Consider the following 23125-nt stretch of genomic DNA (forward strand, 5'->3'; position numbering starts at 1 on the left):
CAATTATTTCCCTCCTAAAATTTTCCTCTCAAGTCTCACAGAGTAGACCTTTTGGGAGGCTATTTTTCATAAAAATTCACCCTTTTATAAGAATAAAACAGACGAATCAAGCGATTCGTCTGTTTTACTTACCTTAAAAGTGATTCCATAACGTTCATTTGTTCGGTAAATTATAATCTACAAATGTCTTAAGGGTATCTATTCCTAAAATTTCTTACTTAAACCTTTTTTACCCAAAAGATAAATCATCAAACCAATAATCAAAACTGTCAGAGCTAATAATGAATAAGTAGTTTCTTCACCGGTTATAGGTAAAGTATCCTTAGTGTTTTCTTGATTTTTAGCGTTATCCGGGTTTTTCGGTTTTTCTGGTTTTTCTGGGTCTTTAGGATTTTCTGGTTCCTGAGCTTTTTCTGGGTCTTTAGGATTTTCTGGTTCCTGAGGTTTTTCAGGGTCTTTAGGATTTTCTGGTTCCTGAGGTTTTTCAGGATCTTTAGGCTTTTCTGAAATTTCAGTATAAATATTTTTGAAAACAGCTATTGCATCATTTTGATAGGTGACACTTAACCTTAATAAACCTGTCCCATCATCGGTTACGGTAACTACTACTTCATGCACTGAATCATCGTAGGTAATTCCTGCTTGATTGTCTGACACTTCACGTAAGGTATACGCACACTCGCCTACCGTATCAAATGATAATTCACTAAAGACAACTTTTCCATTGCTATCATTCGTGCCTGTTGCTACGACTGCATTGTTGGTATCCACAACTTCAAAGTTAAATTGACCCGCTACTAAGTCTAATCCTTCTAATTTTTTCTCTGCGACTAATGAAAGTACACCCTTTGCTGCTGTGTAACTATTTTTAAAGACAGGAACTGTTTGGTTTGGATAGGCTACATCCATCTGTAACTGACCTTTTTCATCATCAGTTACGGTAACTACTACTTCATGCACTGAATCATCGTAGGTAATTCCTGCTTGATTGTCTGACACTTCACGTAAGGTATACGCACACTCGCCTACCGTATCAAATGATAATTCACTAAAGACAACTTTTCCATTGCTATCATTCGTGCCTGTTGCTACGACTGCATTGTTGGTATCCACAACTTCAAAGTTAAATTGACCCGCTACTAAGTCTAATCCTTCTAATTTTTTCTCTGCGACTAATGAAAGTACACCCTTTGCTGCTGTGTAACTATTTTTAAAGACAGGGATAGCTTGATCAGGATAAACCACTTCATGAACAAGTTGTCCTGCTCCATTATCAGTTACTGTAATTGTAACATCATATGTTGAATCATCATAAGTGATACCTGCTTGATCATCCTGGGTTTCACGAATAGTGTAATTATATTCTCCAACATTTTCGTAAGATATATCAGTAAATGCTACTTTCCCATCTATATCATTCGATGCTGTCGAAATAATTTCACCATCAGAATTTAGAACTTCAAAATTGAATTGACCAGCTATTAAATCAAGACCTGTTAATTCTTTTTTAGCAATTAATGAAGCTTTTCCTGGTTGAGTAGTATATACATTGGTAAAGACAGGAACCTTATTGTTAGGATATTCTACAACCAATTGTAATTGACCCTTCTCGTCATCGGTTACCTTAACGATCACATCATAGGTTGTTTGATCATACGCAATACCTAGCTGGTTATCTTTCTTTTCACCAATTTTATACTTATATACTCCAATTTTATCAAAGGTTAATTCACTGAAAACAACTTTTCCATTGCTATCATTCGTACCTGTTGCAACAACTTCTTCATTTTCATTAAATACTTGGAAATTAAACTGGTCTTTTTCTAGAGAAAGACCCTCTAATTTTTTTTCAGCCAATAATGATAGTTTTCCAACTTTAGGCGTATAAGAGTTTTTAAAGGTAGGTAGATCATCCTCTTCGTATTGGATATTAGTTGCTAAGTGCCCTTGTTCATCGTAGGTGACTGATATTAATACATTATATTGATTTGTATCATAAGTTACCCCTGCCTGTTGATCTATTTTTTCACGTATCATATATTGGTAATCACCTATTGTGTCAAAAGTAAGCGCTTCAAACACTATATTACCATTAACATCGTTCTTAGCTCGAGAAATAATCTCTCCATCCTCATTTAGTAATTCAAAATGAAACTGTCCGTCAGCTAAATTTAGACCTCTTAAAATCTTCTTTGCTTTTAACGGAGTCTTAACCTCTTTGGGTTCATTGATGATTGTTATTACATTACCATTGGTTGATACATTAGGTATCTCGGCAACTTCTCCATTTGAATTAAGTAATTGTAATTCGTAAGACTGTGGATTGTCAACCGAATAGTTAATTGTAAAATAAATTGATGATGCAAGTGTTTTAAAACCTTCAGGAGTTGATGTCTCAGTGAGAATATATTTTCCATCTCTCAATTTATCTGAAATATAAATACCTTCCTCGCTTGTAAATACTTCCGATACTACCGTATCGACATTTCCATGAATGTCTATGTTTTCAATCTTAAATCCAACATCTCGTATAGCTTTTCCACTTTTAGCCTTTTTGAGAATTTTAAAATCAAGTTTTCTCCCTGTTCCGCCTCCACCAAATTGATACTGTTGAGCAGTTGTTTCAGTAACTGTTTCTTTAATAATTTTTCTCTCTTCTCCGCCCTTTAATGTAATGGTATTAGTAACCTGATAAGTACCAATTAAATTATCATTTAATCGTGTGGAGTAAGAAATTGTAATAGCTTGTGTTATTGTATCGTTTAAAGTCAACTTGAAACTTCTGTCATCTTCAGCGAAAGTAATTGAATAGTCTTCATTAATATTCAAAAGATTATTTGCGCTATCTCTAACTTTAAATGAATCAGTTAGATAACTATGTTTATCCGAAAGTTGATCTTCTATTATTGGATTCTTGATTGTCAGACCTTCCTCATTCACGGTAACTGTCCAATCAATGTTTTCGGTTAATTGGTTCTGTGTCCCTGTTTTAGCAACCAATCCACTGTTGTTATTTGCAAAATAATCCAAGTAGGCTGTATCTGATACACTAGCGACAACATCTTCTTTTTCGTATATCATTGATAAAGTAGTTGAATTAGTATATCTGTCCAAAACACTTTCATGGAATGATGGGAATTGCAAAATTTCCGTGTCATATTGTACTTTGTATTGATAAGATCCGTTTGGTAGTTGAATGACGAAACTATTGGAATCAGTGTTAATTGTCACATTAAGATTGTCGGTAATAAGGGTGCCACTTTGATCATAAACTTTAATGCTATCTTGAATTAAAGCTTGATCGCCTGGTATTGTGTCTGTTAAAACAGGATCTACTAAGTTAATGAGATTTGATGTGTTCGCATTCGCAGTTATTTCCCATGAGATAACAGGATTATCTGGAGTCTTGTCTAGGCTCACTGCTTCTTTGTTAACCGATAAAGCAGGGCTCGGAACTTTTATAAAGGCTAGCTCACTCCCGTTTGTATAAGTTAATAACGCTTTGTTTTGAATAAGATTTACTTCTTCTCCTGACGAAAGACTAGTTGTATATGTGAGCGTATACGGAACTGCATCAATGTCTCCTAATATAAGTTCAAATGATCCTTGACTTTCTTCAATGACCTGGTATTGGCTAGGATCAACTTCCTCTCCGTCTCTATATAGAAGAATATTAGACAGGTCTGCTGTTGACGGAGAATATTGATCAGTGATTACTACATTAGCTAAAACGGCTTTTTTTGTATTGAAATTAATAATCCAATTAATGTGTTTATTACCTTCAGCATCAATCACAATGTTAGCTTTCTTATTAATACCTGCTTGACGTTTATAAACATTAGCTGTTGCTTCTTCCTTACCACCTTGCCAATCTAAAGTAACTTTATTTATTTGGTCGAGGTTATTGGCGTCATCTACGGTTGTAAGATATTTAATAGTATAAGTAGCATTGGTATCAGTACCAAATTGATAGGTAAATCCTTGACTTGGATTCATTATTAATGCAGTAGGATCAAAAGCCAAAGCACCTTCATTTGTAGAAGTTAATTCAAAAGAATCATTTACATACTTATAATTGCCACTACTAAAACTATCTTCAATTATTGGTTTAGTAAGATTAATATTACTTTCATTAAAAGTAATCTTCCATTCAATAAATTGCTCAGTTTTATCTTCGCTAGTTACATAAGAACCAACTTTTTTTATTCCTGCTTTAGGACCTGCTAAGTTAACATCAAAAGAAATTCCAGGTCCACTTTCCTCACCGAATAAGTAAACGAGTTCAGCATTATTAGCTATATTAGGTTCTTGCAGTCCTGCTGTCGTGTAATATGTTCGATAAACAAATATATACTTATGAGGTCCTGCATTCTGGACAGTCAGAGCAAATCCTTCTCGATTATCGCTATGTGTATAATTACGAATGTAGTAATTACTATTATCAATTAACTTTTCTGTTGTTATCTCATCTTGGTATAATTCATATGAAGATAAATCTGCAACATTAAAGTCTAATAAACTTTGATCAAACACATCTCGAATTGTCATGCTACCCATATTGATTCTTTGCGAATTAAGGGTAATTTTCCATTCAATATATGGCTTACCTTCATCATCTACCAATTGCTCCCCAGCTTTACCAAAAGTTGGAATAGTATTTATAACAACCGAGTCGGTTGCACTATTTTGTGGATCTAGATTATCAGAGATAATATTAGTGACTGTCCCCTGAACACCCAATTCTACTTCTGTCGAAAAAGTAATATAATAGGCTTGTCCTTGAGCATTAAGTTCTAAAGGAAAGCTTCCACTAACTGGTGTGAAATCTTCTGGGTTTAAAACATTGCCGTTACTATCAGGAACAACCTTACGCACTTTAATCGTATCTTTTAAAAGTTTAATTTTTTCTGTAATATTCTTCGTTTGAGAGTCCACTCCACTTATTAAATCTTCTAAAATTACTGTCCCAAGATCTTCCTGGCCATAATTATAAGTAACTTCCCAATCAATTATCGAGGGATCTTGCTCTGAGATTGAACCTTGTTTAGTAATAGTCGGTAGATCTTCATACCACGTTCCCTCAAAACTATCAGAAACAGGAGTTTCTGAACCATCTAGGAAAATTAATCCAGTATTACTGATAGTTTTAGCTCCTCCCCCATTCGGTCGATTAATTAATGTAGTATAGCTAATATCATAGGCATCTTCAATTGACCCTAAGTCAATTTCAAAGCGCGAATCACTTATTAACGGTGCAACCACTACTTCTTCTTGGCCTATCACTTGGTTTTCGTAATTACGAATGAGCTTTTCAACTAAGATACTTTCTGGTAAAAGCTCTAAATCATCACCAAAATAATCGGTATATGTAGCCTCTGAAACGGTGGCCATACTATCATTTAATCGAACGGTCCAATCTATATGTGTAGGGTTTGTCACTGGTTGTCCAGTTACATCTTTATATACTTTTTCTCCGTTTTCATCAAAAATATAGGGTTGTCCTGCTATTTTTTTATCTTCCCCGTCATAAGGTATTTCCTCAGCAATGATAGTTGTTGTAAAAAAACCTCCTTCACCGTATGGAATGACAACCTCAATAACTTCTTCTTCAATCAATTGTGTTGTATCGAACTGTCCAGAAATCTTTATGTTTATATTTAAATCATCAAATTCCTTAGCCTTATCATTAAAAAGAATGGCAACTTCCCCATTAGTTACAGTATAAGTACCCACTTCTGTACCTTCCACCAGAAGTGAAACAGCTGCGGAACTTCCTTCAAAAATTTCTGGCAAAACAATAGTATAAGTGTCCCCAGCATTTATTACCGTATTAGGAGGACTAACTAGAATATAATCAAGTATTAAAGCATTTAATTCTGATGGAGTAAAAGTTATCGATTCCCCATCAGGTAAAATGAATGTGTTATTGTCTGTTGTGGTGACAGTCATAACAACATTTTTCACCCAGTTACCTTGAAGGACACTAAAAGTAGCGTTTTCAGGAACCATTTCATTCTCTACAGCCGTTTCATCTATCGGAGGATCAATATTGTTGATGCCTTCTGGCGCTTTATCCACTGGGACTTCTGTTTTCTTTTGAGGAAGATGTTCTGCATCATCTTCTGAGTTGTTTGAATTATCCACTTGTGTCTCTTCGTTTAGATTATCATCTCCTATCTCTTCCAGAAGGGTTTCATCCTTTAAAATGTTATTATCCACATCTTTTTGTTCGCCAGCTTTATTCTTAGTCCTAGTTTCGAGCACTTGGCCATCGACAATTTTTTCATTCTTTACCATGGTAGTAGTATCTGTATCAAACACCTGCGAAACTGCGTACATCGTTTGTGGTGAGAAAACGATATTCAACACAAGCATCATTGTCAACACTAAATTAACCATTATTTTTTTATTCATTACAATTCGCCTCCTTATTAACTTTTGCTCAAACTCACTTTATCCTTGCTGATAATTTCTTCATATAACTCCTTTCTAATTCATAAAATCTCTCACATTAGTGTCTTTATACCCATAATATTAAGTCAAGCCCATAATCCTGTGTGAATTACACTGCAATGTTTTAACAGTCTCTTGTTGATCAAATTTAATACGCTTTCTTATCGAACTGAGCCATTGTCATATATATCCTTTGACTCTGACACCCTTCGAATCACCTGTAACCATCAGCTTGAATAAATTGTTTTTGTCAATTATTCATTACTTTTTTAAACATGGTTATTAAATGTTTTAGAGACATTCCCCTTTATCGATTATTTAATAATGCTTTAAACTCTTCATTATTCAATGTAAGATGTTCTTAGCCTCTATAAAAATCTACTAGGTATGTTTTATAGCAAAAACATCGCGCCGTAAAAGGGGCTTTATATGGACTTTCATAATCTACACAATTACATGTACTTTATCCCATATTACCACAACATTGTGAATTGTAGTAGTGTTATGGTTAAATTTCATATTAAAAATTTCCTACTAATTAACTTTTAACTAATTGAACGTAAAAGAAAAATAACTTTTCTATTAGTATCAAGAAACTATTCTTTTTAAATTTAATTATGTTTCAAAATGTTTACTTCCATATAAAACAAAAAACCAAAATCAAGATTCCCTTGACTTTGGCTTCAACATATTATGATTCTATAAATTATAGGGATCATTCACAAAAACACAGACATTTAATGTATTAAAAGCATGTTCTACTATATAGAAAGAAGTCTGTACATGACTAATAAGATAGAACAGTCCTCAATACTAAAGACCCAAACATTAATTTCTCTCATAATTGAGTCGCACAAGTCAAAAATAATCACTATATTTCTTGCGCCTTAAGTTCTCCTGTTCACCCTTTTCATCCTTGCTCCTACTATCATAAAGAAAAGACTGTCATTAAAAGGCTAACTATTTACCTATTATTAGCTCCTTATAAGGCTTAGGAAAGGTCTGTTTTTGTCTGAACAAACAAGCTTTGATCACCACACTTTCCTGCTCAGAATAAGCCCTTGTAGATACATTGTTTCATCTCTAGTGCTACCAAACAAAAATAGCGTGTTTAACAATTCACACGCCCTCAAAAAAGATGATTGCTTATCAAACATATCTATCTATAAATGCATCATGTCATAATTGCCTTCGCTTCCGTTTCTCATAAACGGCCACCGACCCTCCCTTAAAAGATTTGTTTGATAAGTTTAAGTCAATTCCAACAGTGAAGGGGGCTGTAAGCTTTGCTAGTGCAATGTCATTCCCCATCAAATCATAGATGTTGTAGAAGATGTCACTTAAAATATCTAAAAAAGTACTTTTACCGTTATAGTCATCATGAATAAAATAAGGTAAAAACTATTTTCATTGACTGATACACAGCCTACATTGCCTTAACTTGCCAATTGAGCCCTAATACTTTGATTATTATTGAACGGTTTCATATCGTTGTTCAATCCCTTAATCCTGAATTAAATCGGTTGCACATTCATTGGATAAATCAAGTACATCATAGAGACAGGCGCTCTACAATAAATCAAAAGATATTGGGGGACTGTTTTTGAACAATACCGACAATAGGGACAATGACCTATAAAATCAGAAGCAAGTGTTTAAAAGCACCTATCAAATGATACAAAAGCTACACTATCCCTTAGAAAAATTTAGTCACAAAGCATTTAAGGTCTTACTCCGTGACAATTCAACCTCCCGGCTATCATCTAGGTTAAGAAGAACCTTCGGAATCCCAACAACTTTCTTGAGATTACCTTCAACCATCCTGAACTAACTAAGGGGTGATCAATAAATTTAAAGTGCTTAAGCGCAATGTCCATGACTCCCGAAACTATTATCATTTTAAAGATAAAATCTTTTAACGCGAGACAATTTGTATCCGAAGAAAAAGAAAAAGAGACCAAACAGATATTAACTGCTTAGTCTCCTTAATTTATCATCAGCCCTATTTGATATAGAGTCTATTTTTTAAACTAATGCTTTTTTGGCTTCCTCAACCAAAGCAGTAAATGCTGCTGCATCATTGATAGCAATATCTGCTAACATTTTACGGTTAATTTCGATTCCGGCTTTTTTCAAACCATTCATTAATACAGAGTAACTCATATCATTTTGACGAGCTGCTGCATTAATACGTGTAATCCACAAACGACGGAAATTACGTTTGGTTTGACGACGGTCACGAAAAGCATACATGTATGACTTCATAACTTGCTGCTTAGCTGTCTTAAATAATTTTGACTTTGCTCCGTAATAACCTTTAGCTAATTTTAATGTACGTTTACGACGTTGACGTGTAACATATCCACCTTTTACGCGTGCCATGATTTTCTTCCTCCTTTATTCCTATAAAGCTGAAATTTGTTGCTTAATACGTTTCATATCTGAAGCAGAAACTAAAGCTGATTTACGTAGTTGACGACGTTGCTTTTTAGTTTTACCGTGGAAACGGTGGGAAGTAAATGCACGTGAACGTTTCAATTTACCTGTACCTGTTTTCTTAACGCGTTTTGCTAAACCGCGGTGAGTTTTTTGTTTTGGCATAATAATCCTCCTATATTCCTACTTATTAATCGTATTATGATTCTGACGAGGGTGCGAGTATGGTAAACATACTACGGCCTTCCATTTTAGGTTTTGACTCAACGGTCGAAACTTCTTTTGTATCTTCAATAAAGTCTTCCAAAACATCTAAACCTAAATCCTTATGGGTAATTGACCGTCCTCTAAACCGGATACTTGCTTTCACTTTATCGCCTTTTTCCAAGAACTTGATTGCTTGACGTAATTTCGTCTGGTAATCATGGTCATCAATTGAAGGACTGAGACGTACTTCTTTAACACTGACTACTTTTGTATTCTTACGTTGTTCTTTTTCTTTTTTCTGTAACTCGTAGCGATATTTACCGTAATCCATAATCCGTGCAACTGGCGGATTAGCTTGCGGTGAAACGAGCACGAGGTCCAAATCAAAAGATTCAGCAATCGTTAAAGCGTCTTGTAGCGATTTAACTCCAATTTGTTCTCCATTATCACCGATGACGCGCAATTCCTTAGCGCGAATTTGCCCATTAATCAATGCTTCTTTAGCGATATGAGTCCACCTCCATAATTTTTATGAGTGACAAATAAAAACAAAAAACAGCCCGTTTGTATACGTGCCGTCTCTATCAATTTACAAAAACAGAATTTTCTGCTCCATAAATGATTTGCCCTACATCTTCTAATGTCCGGCGAGAAACGGTTTGTTTCTACTTGTTTTCTCAACTTATACAGTGTATCACACTTCATTTGATAAATCAAGTTAAAATTCTTAGAGCATTCTAGAGTGTCTAGAGTTGTCAAACATATGTTACACAAGGTGCTTCTAAATGGGCATGCTTATGTCTTAACGTCTCGTCCTCAAATTCTTAGAGCGCAAATTTCCTTTAGCTATTAATCATAATTGATGATATAATACTGCAGAAATCTAAATATTAGGAGTTTTTTAATGGACTTAAAAAAAATTATAATAGGAACGATTATGATAGGGCTGTTAACAGCTTGCCAAAATACCTCATCCCCTGAAGTGAAAAGCTCTTCAGTTGACTCATCTAACAATCAAGCTTCATTAGAGGATTCACAATCATTACAAAGTCAACCTTCTTCCTCACTTGAAAAGTCAGTTGCTGATGAAGATGATCAAATATCTTCTACTAAAGAAGAGAGTAGAGAAACAACTTTATCCAAAACTGACAAATTAAGAAAAGCAATTATAAAAAAGCAAAACAAGTCAAACGATGATAAAGAAGAGACAAACGAAGACTTAGAAGTTTCTTCCATAGAGCCTAACGAAAGTACCGAAACAGTTAAAGAAGATAAACCAATAGTTGAAGATGACGGAACAACCGATAAGGAAGAAACCACCTCTGCAAGTAGTGGAAAAACAACTATTGAAACTACACAAGAAGATGATACCGAACAACAACCAGCCGCTTCATCATTTTCCTTAGATTACGATCAATATGACTCCGTTCAAGAAATTATCGAAGATTTAATTGATGAATATGGCTTTGATTCTTCTAAGCTAGGTATTGCTTATCAAAATTTTGTAAGTGAAGAATCCTATTACTTAAACGAAAATGAAGCACGTCATGCAGCTTCTACCAACAAAGTGGGAACCTCCGTCCTATATCTCGACCTAATTGAAGCAGGTGTCCTAAGTTGGGATAGTCAACTGCCTGCTAGCGAAAAGGATTTAGAAGAAGGTGATGGTAGAATCACCAATAATCCCTTGCGCTCATATTATAGCTTAGAGGAATTGATTTCTAACCTTCTAGTCTATTCAGATAATACTGCCTGGAACATTTTAATCGATTATTATTACGAAAATTATGGTGATTATCGCAATGACTTAATCGAACTATCAGGCATTAATAATAAACCGATTGCTTTAACTCAAAATATGAACTATGCGACACCCAATATGCTAATCGGTTATCTTAATAAAATTGCTTTCGATGATAGCTATCAACCTATTATAAACTACATGTTAATCGCACAAAAAGGACAACGATTCAAGCTGTACGTTGATAAAGGAATGGCTACTAAATATGGTCAGTATGGTAATGGTTATCACGATACAGGTATATACTTCGAAGATGGAAAGCCTATATATAGTCTAGTGCTAATGACCAACGATCTGGGTACACTCGATAATTTTATGGGGGATTTAAATTTACGCGTAAATGAATGGTACCATTACCAACAGATTCAATAATAATCACATCACCCACGCAACTTCTTCAACAAAAGTTGCGTGGGTGAATTTTGTATTCAAAATTATTTGATCAACATACTTTTAAACTTCATTTTCCAATTGTTCGAGAACACAAAAAGGGACCACTAGAATACTTAGTAAGATATAGCCTGTTTGTATCCAAAAAATTCCCACATCCATCATACCGTGAAAAAGAACGATTACTAATATTGACACAATGAGACCTAATTCTAGTCTAATTTTAGGTTGGAAGACTCGTTCAACTACATTCCTAAAGTAATGACTAAAAGCCATTGTTAAAACCATTAGACCTACAATACCGTAATTAGCTAGTGTATCAATCAATAACTGGTGGGCATGCATTTTTCCTTGATCTGCAAACAAATAATAAAAGGTAACATAAGCCATAGGCCCTCTTCCGATTAAGGGGCTTGTTATAAATATTTGCCATCCAGTATACCAAATTGCAAAACGGTCATCAAAAGCATGCGCCAAAGTAGTAAACCTAGGTAATAATTCAGGTTTTATAAACAAAGTTAAAAAACCTCCTGCTAAAGCAAAACCAATCCCCCATGCTATTTTAGGCTTTAAGAAAAATACCATAAGGACAATCCCTACAATACAAGTAGGAATAGACCATCTCGAAGCAGTTAAAAATAAACTAATTAAATTTAAGAAGATGACTATCATCGATAACCAACGATCAAGTGGTCGCTTTGTTTTCGCCATTAAATAAATAGCCATTACTAAAACCATGGCAATATATAGTCCATAATAATTAGGATTAAAAAACGTTGCTTCTGCACGAATTTGCGGATTATGATACTTAAAAATATAAAATAAATCGTAACCATTCATAAAAACATAGTAAGTATATCTTACAAACGCTAGCAAAGCTAACGGGATAGACCCCCATGTGAAAATTTTTATCTGTTTTAAAAAAAGCTGAGGAGTCATTATTTGAAAATAAAAATTAAATAGTAAAAAAAGTAAAAAAAGAACAAATGTGACGGCAACTCCGATATAATTCCTAAAGTAGATTGATATGATTAAACTATATATCAAAAAGATAAATAACCAACTCTGTTTGCGCATTATCTGTCTCAAGTCTCGACGGTGTTGAAATAGAAGATATAAGGTTGTTAAAAAAATAACAGCGCTACCAACATAAAAAGGTAATAAGACTGAAACTGACACCAATAAGAATAAATTACCTTCAAGATTTTCACTTTGAGTCAAAGATTTCAAATTCACTACCATCCACCTCCATGACTAATATTTATTATTATAGCAAAAGATGCTCTATATATTCATTAAGTAAAAACAGATTTTATCTTGAAGATTATTCATAAAGTAGTTATTATTAACCAAATACAGTTCATCTCAAAGCTTAAATGGACTCGTTATTTAGAAATAAGTTCAATGTTTATGTGGTTGACACCGTATTTCTTACATTATCTTAGGAAATGCTCATGTCGATAAAAAACTTTTTATTAGCTTTTTTATGATATTTCTAGTTGACTGTCAGCAGGACTCTCATTCTCCTTCTGATAGCGAAGAATCTATTACAACTGCGTCAGAAAGACTAAGTACAACTATTGAGACTCAAGAAACCAGCATGGATGAAAAAATCGGATTGAAGAACATCAAGTTACATCCTATTCAAGAAATTATGATTCCTATCGTTCAGTTACTGATTTAGTGAATGATTTAATAAATGACTATAATTCCCCATCTTCTCGTCTAGGCATTTCCTACTATAATTTTTCACTAAAGAATCTCACTTTTTAAACGAAATTATCGGCCAATATGCTCCTTCTAGCAATAAAGTTGGAACGGCTGTTCTTTACATCTAATTAATTGAAGAGGGAAAACTTAACTGGAAAAGTCAATTGCCTGCCAGCAATGTTGATTTTGAATCAGGTGCAGAAAAAAATACCCATAGTCCCATTCAGTCTGAATACCAATTAGAAGAGCTGATTGAAAATTTATTAGTGTATTCAAATAACATCGCTTGAAACATTCTGATTAATTATTATCAAAACAATTTTGGAGACTTTAAACGTGATTTGGTTGAAAAATCAGGGGCTAGTCAAAAGACAGAAAGTCTTTATGATCAATATAACTATGCTACTCCTAATACTTTATTAGTTTAACTAAAACAAATTGCCCAAGATAAAGAATATTTACCTCTAGTTAGATACATATCCATTTCTGAAAAAGATCAACACTTTAAGCTTTATATCAAAGGTGGTATGGCTGCTAAATATGGACAACTGGATTATGCCTATCACGGTACAGCTATTTATTTTGAAAATGGACACCCTATCTATGCTCTGGTTCTAATGAAAAGAGAAATTGGGACAGTGGATCAATTTATGGGAAAACTTAACCTTATTATCAATGAGTGGTCTCTCTATTAAATTTCTCCCAATAAATAAAACTATTTTATCAAAAATTACTATGTTGTAATCTCTTTTATTTTTACCAATCAACATTTAAAATTGCGCTTTTCATAACTGTGAACGAAATTTGATGCTTCTTTGATTTTTTTAAATTTCATATCTCAATTGGACTTAAATTGAGATTTCGCTATAATAAAGAATAGTTTATTGACTAGTTTTAACGTTAGTCACACCCATTTTAAGGAGGACAGCCTATGCCTATACATTCAATAAATTGGCAAAATTTTTTTAAAAAACTTGTTTTAGTCATGCTTTTTAGCAATTTATTCAATCAAGCTATTTCAGCCCAAGTTGAAAATTTATCTAAATTACCTGATCTGTCTAGAGATATTAATAAGGCCAAAGAATACAAGACGGTCGTCATGCCAGATGATTACCCAGAGGAGCTAACCAGCTTTTTTGATAGTTCAATTAGTTCAAGATCCTTCATTGTGGTAGATGTTGAAACAAATCGAATTTTAGCTCAAAGAGGAAGTAATATCCCCTATCCAATTGCTTCTACAACTAAAATTCTTACAGCCTATCTTACTTATAAAGCAATTGAAGATGGGAAAATAAAAATTACAAGTGAAATTGAAGCTCCCAGTGATCTAACTCAAGCACTCTCTGATAACCCTGAGTTAACTAGCACCCCTTTAATAGCTGGTCAAAAATATACTGTAGATGATTTACTTCATGCTTTAATTATGCGTTCAGGGAATGATGCAGCCTCTTTACTGATGCGAGAAATCTATGGTTCAGAAACTGCAGCTGTTCAAGCGATGATCGACCAACTTAATAATTGGGGCTTTGTAGATTTCGATTTATACACAACTTCTGGTGTCCCTAATGAATTTATACCTGAAGATTGGCGTATGGCTGGGTCTCTAGCTAGTAATGAAAACGCAATGTCTGCTCAGGACCTAGCTTTGATGACTCAAAATGTCATTAAAGAATTTCCAGAAATTTTAAATATTTCTTCTGCTAAAACTTATGTTTTCCAGGAAGATGGCGACTTTAGCCAAGTTTTTAATACCCCTAATCCTCTTTTACCTGGTCAATCATTAGGAAGAGAAGGAATTAATGGCCTTAAATCCGGTCTCACAGATGGTGCAGGAGATAGTTTTGTAGCGACAGGCAAGGAAAATGGGCGTGAAATTATTGCCTTATCCATGGGGAACTTTATCCAAGAAGATGGAAGTTATTCTTCTTCTTATGATCAATTAACCTTGATTCTTGATGCTTTAGCTGAACATCCTGATTTATATCAAAATGAAAACTTACCCCTTAACCAAGTCACTCAATCCAAAGTTGAAGAAGAGCTTAATGAAACTTCCATAGATGGTGAAGAAGATAATGAGTCTCAAACCGAACAAGAAAAAAACACTTTAGAAAATCGAAGAGATAATCCAATAACTAACTTTATTAAAAGAATATTTGACAATTTTAGATGATTAAAAAGCAGATCTCCTTTAAAAAGGAAATCTGCTTTTTAAATATTCATTGCTATCGGCTTCTTCTAATTTTCCATCTATCATTTTAAAAAATCGGTCACATTTAGATATTAGCCGCGTGTCATGCGTCACCATAATTGTTGCTTATGCTATTTCCTTAGTCATTTTTGCTAAAAGATCCACTACCTCGAAAGCACGTTCACTATCTAAACTAGCCGTCGGTTCATCAGCTAAGCGGAATTGATCTTTAACTTTTAAAAAGGAATAAGATTCGAGGCTTGTAAAATTAAACCTATTTTATCAAAGCGGCGTTTAGTACGTTCTTTATCACTTAAAGCGGAAAAATCTTCTTTTAAGTAGACTTGACCTTTTGAAGGACTTTGGAGCCCTCCAATAATCGATAATAAAGTACTTTCACCAGAACCAGCTGGGCCAATTATGGCCACAAATTCGCTTGGTTCAATCTCAAAATTAGTCTGTTTCAAAGCTTGAATTGTTTTGTCACCATCTTTAAAACTTTTTCAATATTTTTAATTTCTATGGCTTTCACGTTTATCTCCTAAGATATCGCTTGACTTGGATCAATGCGTACAATTTGTCTAACTGAAAGCAATCCACCTAAAACCGCAAAGACAATCATTAAGACCATTGTAATTCCAATTAATTCCCATGAAAAAGCAAAAGGTACTTTTGCTGGTAAATAAAGGGCTGTTAAAAGAGTAAATATCAAACCGAGCGTGGGCTCCTATAACCGCCATTAGTAAAGTTTGGTAGACGACTGAGCTGCCGATAAAAAAGCTTGAAATACCCTGTGCCTTCATGACACCTATACAAGACTGCTATGATCATTGCTAATAACTGCCGCCTTATTAGAAAATAATTTTTGTGAATTAAAAAAACACTTAGTCTCAAATTTGCCTTTAAGTAGTTAATAAAGACAATTTGGGCGATAAGTGTTTAGAATTATAATTTTTTATTTTTTCGATTTATTATTAATATCCGCTAAAATCATTGCAATGAAATCTTCAACCGAAACTGATTCTGAATTTTCTTGACCGTAACGACGAACATTCACATTACCAGATTCAACTTCTTTGTCCCCAATTACTAATTGGTAAGGAACTTTAGAAGTTTGAGCTGAACGAATCTTATAGCCAAGTTTTTCATTACGCAAGTCCATTTCAACGCGAACACCAACATTTCTCAAAGCATGATAGATTTCTTCTACTTTTTCACCATGGGCTGCGAGATTAACTGGTAAAAGAACAACTTGAACTGGAGCTAACCAAGTAGGGAAGGATCCCTTGTACTCTTCAATTAAGTAGGCAACGAATCGTTCCATAGTTGAAACTACACCACGGTGGATAACAACCGGACGATGGTCATTTTGACCATCCTCACCTACATAAGTTAGGTCAAAGCGTTCTGGAAGTAGGAAGTCTAATTGTACTGTGGACATGGTTTCTTCTAAGCCAATAGCTGTTTTGAATTGAACATCTAACTTAGGCCCATAGAAAGCTGCTTCCCCTTCCGCTTCAAAGTAATCCAATTCTAATTCATCCATAGCTTCTTTAAGCATAGCTTGGGCTTTTTCCCACATCTCATCATCATCAAAGTATTTCTTAGTATCCTCAGGATCACGGTATGATAAACGATAACGATAATCTGTAATGCCAAAGTCCTGATATACCTCAGAAATCAACTGTAACACACGCTTAAATTCCTCTTTAATTTGGTCAGGACGAACGAAAATATGCGCATCATTAAGTGTCATTTCACGAACACGCTGCAAGCCTGATAAAGCACCTGATTTTTCATAACGATGCATCATCCCTAATTCTGCAATTCGAATAGGTAGTTCACGATAGGAATGAATATCATCTTTATAAATCATCATATGGTGTGGACAGTTCATCGGTCTTAGAACAAGCATCTCACCGTCACCCATATCCATAGGCGGGAACATATCATCTTGATAATGATCCCAGTGTCCCGAGGTCTTATAAAGATCCGTCTTGGCCATGATTGGAGTGTAAACATGTTGATAACCCAATGAAATTTCCTTATCAGTAATATAGCGTTCGATGGTACGACGGATAGTTGCTCCATTAGGTAGCCAGAAAGGTAAACCTGATCCCGCTTCCGGACTAATCATGAATATGTTCAATTCTTTACCTAATTTACGGTGGTCGCGCTCCTTGGCCTCTTCACGTAATCTTAAGAATTCATCTAGATCTTCTTGTTTAAAGAATGCTGTTCCATAAACCCTTTGCATCATCTTATTATCAGAATTGCCACGCCAATAAGCTCCAGCGAGTGACAAGAGTTTAAAAGTCTTAATCTTACCAGTTGAAGGCACATGAATTCCACGACATAAATCAGTAAAATCTTCTTGCGTATAGACGGTGATAATTTCGTCTTCAGGTAAATCATTGATTAACTCTTGCTTGTAAGGATCATCCTTAAAAATCTCTAAAGCCTCTTGACGCGATACCACTCGCCGTTCAATTGGATAATTGGCTGAAATAATTTTTTTCATTTCCTTTTCAATTTTTGGCAATTCTTCTTCGGTAATTGGATCTGGTTTGTCAGTATCATAATAGAATCCTGAATCAATGGCAGGTCCTACACCAAAGTGAATACCTGGATACAAACGAGTCATAGCATGAGCCATTAAGTGAGCGGTTGAGTGACGCATAATTTGTAAAGCTTCGTCACTTTTATTAGTGATAATCTCAATTGACCCATCCTTTTCAATTGGTCGATTATGGTCAATAATCTCTCCTTCAAATTTACCTGCTAAGGTTGCTTTAGCTAAAGAACGAGAGATAGATTCTGCTACTTGCATGGGTGTGATGCCTGATTGATATTCTCTTACAGCACCATCCGGTAATGTTAAATGAATTGTTGACATATAAGATTCCTCCTCCGTACTACTTAAACTTAAAACAAAACGTCCCATTGGCTATTACTAACCAATGGGACGTGTATTCGACGTGGTTCCACCCAAGTTCATTATCTTTTATAAGATAATCTCATAGAGTTAACGCCTCCGACGTCTCGACTTACCACTCATGCTTGGGTCGAGCATTCAAGAAGGGGTAAAGCTAATTATCATTAAGGTCTTCCAGCAAACGACCTCTCTCTTGAAATGAGGGAATTAAACTTCGTGACTTCTCATTAATTTCTTATCTTGAGTTAAATTCATTAAACCATCAATCTTAAAAAAATGCAAGAATTAGTTTCATAATTGCATTAATCTGCCAATGCCAGTCAAATTAGCTAAAATCCCTAAAAACATAGGAAATAATAAAACAGTTTGCTTTTCCACAAAGAAATACAACCCTGCCACCGTTATTTGAATAATCAGTGCAATAGCAAGGACTAGCAATATAAACCTTTGCTCTTTTTTAAAATCTGTTGATTTGAATCCATCTCTCATACATCGATTTCCTCTCTTTAATAAATTAACGGTTAGATAAGCGGCGATTTTCTCCCGTCAATTGCCATTCCTTAGTTAAAAATTTAATTCTTTCCATGATTCTTGCCGCTTTCGTCACGTCGGAAGCATTACGACTAGAAGCTAAATGAACTTCTAACTCTGCCATTGTGAAGTTGGAAGTGAAAAATGTTGGTAAGGATTCCTTCATCCGATGTTCGAGTATAACCCCTAATAAATCATCTCTTAACCAAGCTGAATTCGATTCCGCCCCAATATCATCAATAATTAGAACTGTTTTCTTCTTAATTTGCTCTAACATCATAAATAATTGATTGTCTTGCCCAATCACAGCCTTCATTTCCATCGTAAAGGTTGGGTAATGAATCATCGATACTTGATAACCCAAACTGGCTAGAGCATTGGCTAAGGCCCCTAATAAATAGGTCTTTCCAACACCAAACGGTCCAGCGATATACATACCTCTGGCTTGACGAATATTCACTTTAATCTCTTCAATAAAAGTTGTGACAGCTTCCATCAACACTAAACGTTGCGGACTGGTTAAGTCGTAATCTTCAAGCCTTGCTTTTTGAACATCTAGAGCCATCATCCGATTATCAATTAAAGCAGCTGTTTTTCTTTGGGCCTGTTGATGTAAATAACTTTGAGTGGGCACATAGGTAACATCTATATAGTTATAGTTGATAAAAAGTTCCGGTGTAAAACCAGGGTTTTGCCCTTCTTTACCTGCTGCCATGGCTTCTTTTTCCATCCGATACTCGTTGAGTTTGGATAGAGAATTCATGATCATTTCTAGTGAAATTTTGTCCTGATTAGCATTGATAAAATCCTTAATAGCAGGATAATTGAGAAGCACTTTTGTCATTTCTTGACTTGAAGCAGATTGGGGTGTTTGATTTTCAAAATCTTTCATCAGCTGTTTGATGGATTGCATCTTAATCTTCCCCCTTATTTAATAAGTTCTCTAGTCGTTTGCGAATTTCTTCTTCTTTTAATTGTGACGAAGGTTTTGCGCCTTTGTCTATAGAGTCATCATCTATCTCCTTTGACAATGCGTTCTTACCATTTGTCTCAACTGGTTTACTGCTAGCATTTTCTTGAGAAGTGGCTTTTGGATTTTGTTGTTCCTTCAACCAACTAGGCACCAACTCTTGATATTTTTTTTTGTTAGTCCAATTGTTCTTTGATGATTGTGCTTTTTGCTTGTCTTTAATTTTACTTTGTTTCTCTTTAAAGAGTCTCTGCTTATGTAAGAACTCCAAGGCCTCTGCAGGATTGGATAGTCCCACTTGTTGCCACTCATTAGCCAATCGATTCGATCTTCCTTTTTCAAAATTGGCGTGCCCTTCCATAACGATTAAATAATAAACTAAAAAGTTCAAGACAGCTTGTGGCAGACGTGATTTCTCAATTAGTTCTTTTAAATAATAATGTTCAGAACTCGTCGCAAATCCGCCTGCTTCTTCTTTAATTTGATTTAAAAATTCACTTGGATTCATTTGCTGACAGATAAGTATAATTTCAATTTCTTGATCGGTAAAGCTTGGATAGTTCGTTTTTAAATCATTTTTCAAATTAGCAAGTTCTTCGTGACTTGCTTTGACTGACTGGTCGACTAATTGATCATAATATTCGCGTTTCTTAAAATACTGATATTTTGCTGCATAAGTTCTTAACAATTCAAGATCAATTTGTTGTGTGACTGGACTTTGAGCGAGTTTAACAACTTGCGCCATAGCTTCCTCATCCAGTTCATAAAACTGACTTAAGCTAGCTATTTGGTTCAAGACAGCTTGGCTTATCAATTCTTTAGCAACTTGTTTACTGGCTAGTATCTGATAAAAGAAAGATAAATCAAATCTATCTTGAAAGTTGTCTTCATCAAGCTCAAAATTTGAGTATTGGTCTTGGAATTGTATGCCTTCGGTCGCTTCAAATAATTCACTACGACGAAAGTTTTCGCTTTTAGCATTGATAACCTCAGCGAAAGGTAAGGTGATTTCGCTTAATGCTGTCTGCCCTAGGTCTTCTTTTTTCCACAGACGAATCAAGCCATAATAAGACTCATCACCTATTTGATTAAAAAGAGCTAATGATAATTGGGGATGTTTAAAAAAATGTTCCACTGACAAAGGCATTTGCATTTCATAGAAAATAGTTTGCCGTGTATAGTCATCATGTGACTTTTCATCTCGATAAGTCCTTATAAGATTCACAGCTTCTAAATGAATGCGTGCTTGATTGAAATCCCCTATACCCATATTAAGAACAGGTAATAATCGAGAGTGCATCGTCCGATAGGTCCAATTAAGTTTTTCTCTCGGTTGGTGAGCCAAAGTTAAATATAAACTGACTGCATCGGCCCCAATAATCGGTTGATAAAGTTGAGTTAAACATTGAAGTTGCTGAAATGATAAAGGAAGGCCTAATTTGACTTGATAAGGTTGATAAGGATTAATCTGTAAGACCATGGTCCTCTTGCTCCGATGATTTTGATTGTAGCGTTAGGGCTTCAAGTTCTTTAATAAACATTTCACGTGATTGGAATTCACGGTATACCGAAGCAAAACGAATATAGGCCACTTCATCTAATTCCATTAATAAAGGCATTACAAATTCACCGATATCTTTACTAGCAATTTCTTGTTCACAAATTTCTCGAATTTTATTTTCAACGTGACCGACCACTTCTTCCATTTGCTCACGACTAATCGGTCGTTTTTCTGCCGCTCTAACAATACCACGCAAGAGTTTATCACGATTAAACTCTTCACGTGTTCCATCACGTTTAACTACTAATAAAGGTGTTCTCTCAATACGTTCATAAGTATTAAAACGAAAACCACAAGTCATACACTCTCTTCTACGTCGGATAGATGCACCATCTTCTGCGGGTCGGGAATCAATTACTTTGGATTGTTGCTGATGACACTTTGGACATTCCATCAAAGCTCCCCCTTTCTATATAAATACATTAAAGTAATTCCTAATTCTATTATAGCTTATTTAATAAGTCTTGTAATGCTTGATTAACTTGTTCAGCAACTGTCTCTTTGTCAAACTCAGTATCAATGACAAAATCAGCTTGCTCAATTTTTTCGATAGTGGGGATTTGACTAGAAATTTTTCTTTGAGCCATTTCTAGATCGATTTGATCTCTTTGAGTCAAGCGTTCTAATTGCTTATGATAAGGCGCATAGATCACCCACACCTGATCAAAGAAAGCTTGCCAACCCACTTCATATAACAAGGGCACTTCAACGAATACCAATGGTTCAGATAACGTTTTAATTTGACGTCTTAGCTCTTCAAGAATCAAAGGGTGTAAAATTTGATTAAGGGCTTCTAAAGCTTGAGAATCATTGAAGACTATTGCCGATAAAAGTGGACGGTTTAAATGACCTGAGCCCAATAGGATTTTTTCAGAAAATCTTTCAACCAGTCTATTTAATCCCTTACTACCAGGCTTAACTACTTTCCTTGCAATTAGATCCGTATCAATAACTGGATAGTTTAAATTTTTAATTATTTGAGCCACGGTTGATTTACCGGTTGCTATTCCTCCTGTTAATGCTATCAAAAACGTCATACTATACCTCCTGTTTAGTCGATCATGTTTGTTTTTACTAAGTAAAATATCTCTGACACCTTGGACAGTAATGTGTGCCTCGTTGAGCCAACTGAGTTTTTTCTACGGTAGTACCACAACGAAAACAAGGCTGTCCCTTGCGCCCATACACTTGCAATTGTTGTTGAAATTCTCCTGCTTGTCCTAAACTGTTGCGGTAAGTTCGAACGGATGAGCCTCCTGCCTTGACCGCTTCATCAATCACCTCAATGATTGATTGATGTAGATCTTGCATATTACTTAGTGGAACAGACCTGGCCAAACTAGCTGGATGGATTCCTGCTCTAAATAAGGATTCATCAACATAAATATTTCCTAAACCTGCCACTGTTTTTTGATCTAAGAGAACAGGTTTAATCATACGATTAATTTTGGATAGGTCTTTTTGAAAACTTGCTAAATCAAACTCATTTTCTGTGGGTTCTGGACCTAAGTCCTTGGCGAGAAAATAATTTTCTAGCTCATTTTTCGCTATTACTTCAATCCGACCAAACTTTCTAACGTCATGATAGTTCAATAAAGTTTCATCAGTGAACATAAATTCGACATGAGTGTGCTTATCTTTTTGATAGGATGTCAATTGATCTTGAGGAGTGTATTGATATTTACCTTCCATTCGCAAATGCGAAATCATAACCTTATCGCTAAGAATAAATATTAAATATTTTCCTCTTCGTTTGACTTCAATGATTTGTTGGTCGATTAACTGATTAGCAAACAATTTTACTTCTTCAGCATTTTCAGCCCCTACTATTCTAGGCCAATAAACATTTACTTTTTTTATGGTCTTTCCTTGAACCAACTGATTCAATCCAATCATGACAGCATTTACTTCTGGTAATTCTGGCATTTAACCCACTCCTAAAC

General features: G+C 34.9%; 18 protein-coding genes and 1 pseudogene. 5 read left to right on the top strand and 14 right to left on the bottom strand.

What is annotated here, in order from left to right; translation table 11 throughout:
- Positions 1–204: 204 nt before the first annotated feature.
- The 4 genes from ACQV2O_RS01895 to infC form a co-directional block, all read right to left on the bottom strand.
- On the bottom strand, positions 205–6414 hold the full coding sequence (locus ACQV2O_RS01895) for a Spy0128 family protein (RefSeq protein WP_428874842.1): 6210 nt from the start codon (positions 6412–6414) through the stop codon (positions 205–207).
- A 2064-nt stretch (positions 6415–8478) separates the two neighbouring features.
- Positions 8479–8835, bottom strand: a complete 357-nt coding sequence (rplT, locus tag ACQV2O_RS01900; RefSeq protein WP_428874468.1) for a 50S ribosomal protein L20 — start codon at positions 8833–8835, stop codon at positions 8479–8481.
- Between the two features lie 21 nt (positions 8836–8856).
- On the bottom strand, positions 8857–9054 hold the full coding sequence (gene rpmI / locus ACQV2O_RS01905; protein WP_258436501.1) for a 50S ribosomal protein L35: 198 nt from the start codon (positions 9052–9054) through the stop codon (positions 8857–8859).
- A gap of 34 nt (positions 9055–9088) precedes the next feature.
- Positions 9089–9589 (bottom strand): translation initiation factor IF-3, encoded by a 501-nt coding sequence (infC, locus tag ACQV2O_RS01910; RefSeq protein ID WP_258436502.1) that lies wholly within the window; start codon positions 9587–9589, stop codon positions 9089–9091.
- Between the two features lie 411 nt (positions 9590–10000).
- Here infC and ACQV2O_RS01915 point away from each other — a divergent pair, with 411 nt between their 5' ends.
- A complete protein-coding gene (locus ACQV2O_RS01915) occupies positions 10001–11269 on the top strand; it encodes a serine hydrolase (RefSeq protein WP_428874843.1) in 1269 nt (422 codons plus the stop codon).
- A gap of 81 nt (positions 11270–11350) precedes the next feature.
- On the opposite strand, the gene ACQV2O_RS01920 is transcribed toward ACQV2O_RS01915, so the two are convergent.
- Entirely contained in the window at positions 11351–12529 is a 1179-nt protein-coding gene (locus ACQV2O_RS01920; RefSeq protein ID WP_428874844.1) for an O-antigen ligase family protein, read from the bottom strand.
- Between the two features lie 244 nt (positions 12530–12773).
- On the opposite strand from ACQV2O_RS01920, the gene ACQV2O_RS01925 reads away from it, so the two are divergent.
- The 4 genes from ACQV2O_RS01925 (at position 12774) to ACQV2O_RS01940 (ending at position 15167) form a co-directional block, all read left to right on the top strand.
- On the top strand, positions 12774–12971 hold the full coding sequence (locus ACQV2O_RS01925) for a hypothetical protein (RefSeq protein ID WP_428874551.1): 198 nt from the start codon (positions 12774–12776) through the stop codon (positions 12969–12971).
- Positions 12972–13128: 157 nt separating this feature from the next.
- Positions 13129–13287, top strand: a complete 159-nt coding sequence (locus ACQV2O_RS01930) for a serine hydrolase (protein ID WP_428874555.1) — start codon at positions 13129–13131, stop codon at positions 13285–13287.
- 237 nt (positions 13288–13524) lie between these two features.
- Positions 13525–13692, top strand: coding sequence for a hypothetical protein (locus tag ACQV2O_RS01935; protein ID WP_428874550.1), 168 nt, complete (start codon positions 13525–13527; stop codon positions 13690–13692).
- A gap of 236 nt (positions 13693–13928) precedes the next feature.
- The gene (locus ACQV2O_RS01940) at positions 13929–15167 is read left to right on the top strand and encodes a D-alanyl-D-alanine carboxypeptidase family protein (RefSeq protein ID WP_428874845.1); all 1239 of its coding nucleotides are present in this window, start codon (positions 13929–13931) and stop codon (positions 15165–15167) included.
- 18 nt (positions 15168–15185) lie between these two features.
- Here ACQV2O_RS01940 and ACQV2O_RS01945 read toward each other — a convergent pair.
- The 9 genes and pseudogenes from ACQV2O_RS01945 to mutM form a co-directional block, all read right to left on the bottom strand.
- Positions 15186–15717: pseudogene (locus tag ACQV2O_RS01945) on the bottom strand (ABC transporter ATP-binding protein).
- Between the two features lie 9 nt (positions 15718–15726).
- Positions 15727–15897 carry a hypothetical protein gene (locus ACQV2O_RS01950; protein WP_428874846.1) on the bottom strand — a complete coding sequence of 57 codons (171 nt, stop codon included), beginning with the start codon at positions 15895–15897 and terminating at the stop codon, positions 15727–15729.
- Positions 15898–16140: 243 nt separating this feature from the next.
- Positions 16141–18081, bottom strand: a complete 1941-nt coding sequence (gene thrS, locus ACQV2O_RS01955) for a threonine--tRNA ligase (RefSeq protein WP_428874847.1) — start codon at positions 18079–18081, stop codon at positions 16141–16143.
- A gap of 330 nt (positions 18082–18411) precedes the next feature.
- Positions 18412–18609 (bottom strand): hypothetical protein, encoded by a 198-nt coding sequence (locus ACQV2O_RS01960; RefSeq protein ID WP_428873625.1) that lies wholly within the window; start codon positions 18607–18609, stop codon positions 18412–18414.
- Between the two features lie 25 nt (positions 18610–18634).
- Positions 18635–19564, bottom strand: coding sequence for a primosomal protein DnaI (gene dnaI / locus ACQV2O_RS01965; RefSeq protein ID WP_428873624.1), 930 nt, complete (start codon positions 19562–19564; stop codon positions 18635–18637).
- A 1-nt stretch (position 19565) separates the two neighbouring features.
- Positions 19566–21101, bottom strand: coding sequence for a DnaD domain protein (locus ACQV2O_RS01970; RefSeq protein WP_428874849.1), 1536 nt, complete (start codon positions 21099–21101; stop codon positions 19566–19568).
- Positions 21085–21576 carry a transcriptional regulator NrdR gene (gene nrdR, locus ACQV2O_RS01975; protein ID WP_428873622.1) on the bottom strand — a complete coding sequence of 164 codons (492 nt, stop codon included), beginning with the start codon at positions 21574–21576 and terminating at the stop codon, positions 21085–21087. Before nrdR ends, ACQV2O_RS01970 begins: the two co-directional genes overlap by 17 nt.
- Before the next feature lie 49 nt (positions 21577–21625).
- On the bottom strand, positions 21626–22219 hold the full coding sequence (coaE, locus tag ACQV2O_RS01980) for a dephospho-CoA kinase (RefSeq protein WP_428873621.1): 594 nt from the start codon (positions 22217–22219) through the stop codon (positions 21626–21628).
- 37 nt (positions 22220–22256) lie between these two features.
- Positions 22257–23108: a DNA-formamidopyrimidine glycosylase gene (gene mutM / locus ACQV2O_RS01985; RefSeq protein WP_428874850.1), complete on the bottom strand. Its 852-nt coding sequence runs from the start codon at positions 23106–23108 to the stop codon at positions 22257–22259.
- Positions 23109–23125 lie beyond the last annotated feature (17 nt).

The organism is Facklamia sp. P13055 (assembly GCF_050409445.1).
Taxonomy (GTDB): Bacteria; Bacillota; Bacilli; order Lactobacillales; family Aerococcaceae; genus Facklamia.

Bases quoted from the DNA above. Each gene is read 5' to 3' on its own strand.
- ACQV2O_RS01895 (WP_428874842.1), bottom strand. From the start codon at position 6,414: ATGAATAAAAAAATAATGGTTAATTTAGTGTTGACAATGATGCTTGTG.
- rplT (WP_428874468.1), bottom strand. From the start codon at position 8,835: ATGGCACGCGTAAAAGGTGGATATGTTACACGTCAACGTCGTAAACGT.
- rpmI (WP_258436501.1), bottom strand. From the start codon at position 9,054: ATGCCAAAACAAAAAACTCACCGCGGTTTAGCAAAACGCGTTAAGAAA.
- ACQV2O_RS01915 (WP_428874843.1), top strand. From the start codon at position 10,001: ATGGACTTAAAAAAAATTATAATAGGAACGATTATGATAGGGCTGTTA.
- ACQV2O_RS01920 (WP_428874844.1), bottom strand. From the start codon at position 12,529: ATGGTAGTGAATTTGAAATCTTTGACTCAAAGTGAAAATCTTGAAGGT.
- ACQV2O_RS01925 (WP_428874551.1), top strand. From the start codon at position 12,774: ATGATATTTCTAGTTGACTGTCAGCAGGACTCTCATTCTCCTTCTGAT.
- ACQV2O_RS01935 (WP_428874550.1), top strand. From the start codon at position 13,525: ATGGCTGCTAAATATGGACAACTGGATTATGCCTATCACGGTACAGCT.
- ACQV2O_RS01940 (WP_428874845.1), top strand. From the start codon at position 13,929: ATGCCTATACATTCAATAAATTGGCAAAATTTTTTTAAAAAACTTGTT.
- thrS (WP_428874847.1), bottom strand. From the start codon at position 18,081: ATGTCAACAATTCATTTAACATTACCGGATGGTGCTGTAAGAGAATAT.
- ACQV2O_RS01960 (WP_428873625.1), bottom strand. From the start codon at position 18,609: ATGAGAGATGGATTCAAATCAACAGATTTTAAAAAAGAGCAAAGGTTT.
- dnaI (WP_428873624.1), bottom strand. From the start codon at position 19,564: ATGCAATCCATCAAACAGCTGATGAAAGATTTTGAAAATCAAACACCC.
- ACQV2O_RS01970 (WP_428874849.1), bottom strand. From the start codon at position 21,101: ATGGTCTTACAGATTAATCCTTATCAACCTTATCAAGTCAAATTAGGC.
- nrdR (WP_428873622.1), bottom strand. From the start codon at position 21,576: ATGGAATGTCCAAAGTGTCATCAGCAACAATCCAAAGTAATTGATTCC.
- coaE (WP_428873621.1), bottom strand. From the start codon at position 22,219: ATGACGTTTTTGATAGCATTAACAGGAGGAATAGCAACCGGTAAATCA.
- mutM (WP_428874850.1), bottom strand. From the start codon at position 23,108: ATGCCAGAATTACCAGAAGTAAATGCTGTCATGATTGGATTGAATCAG.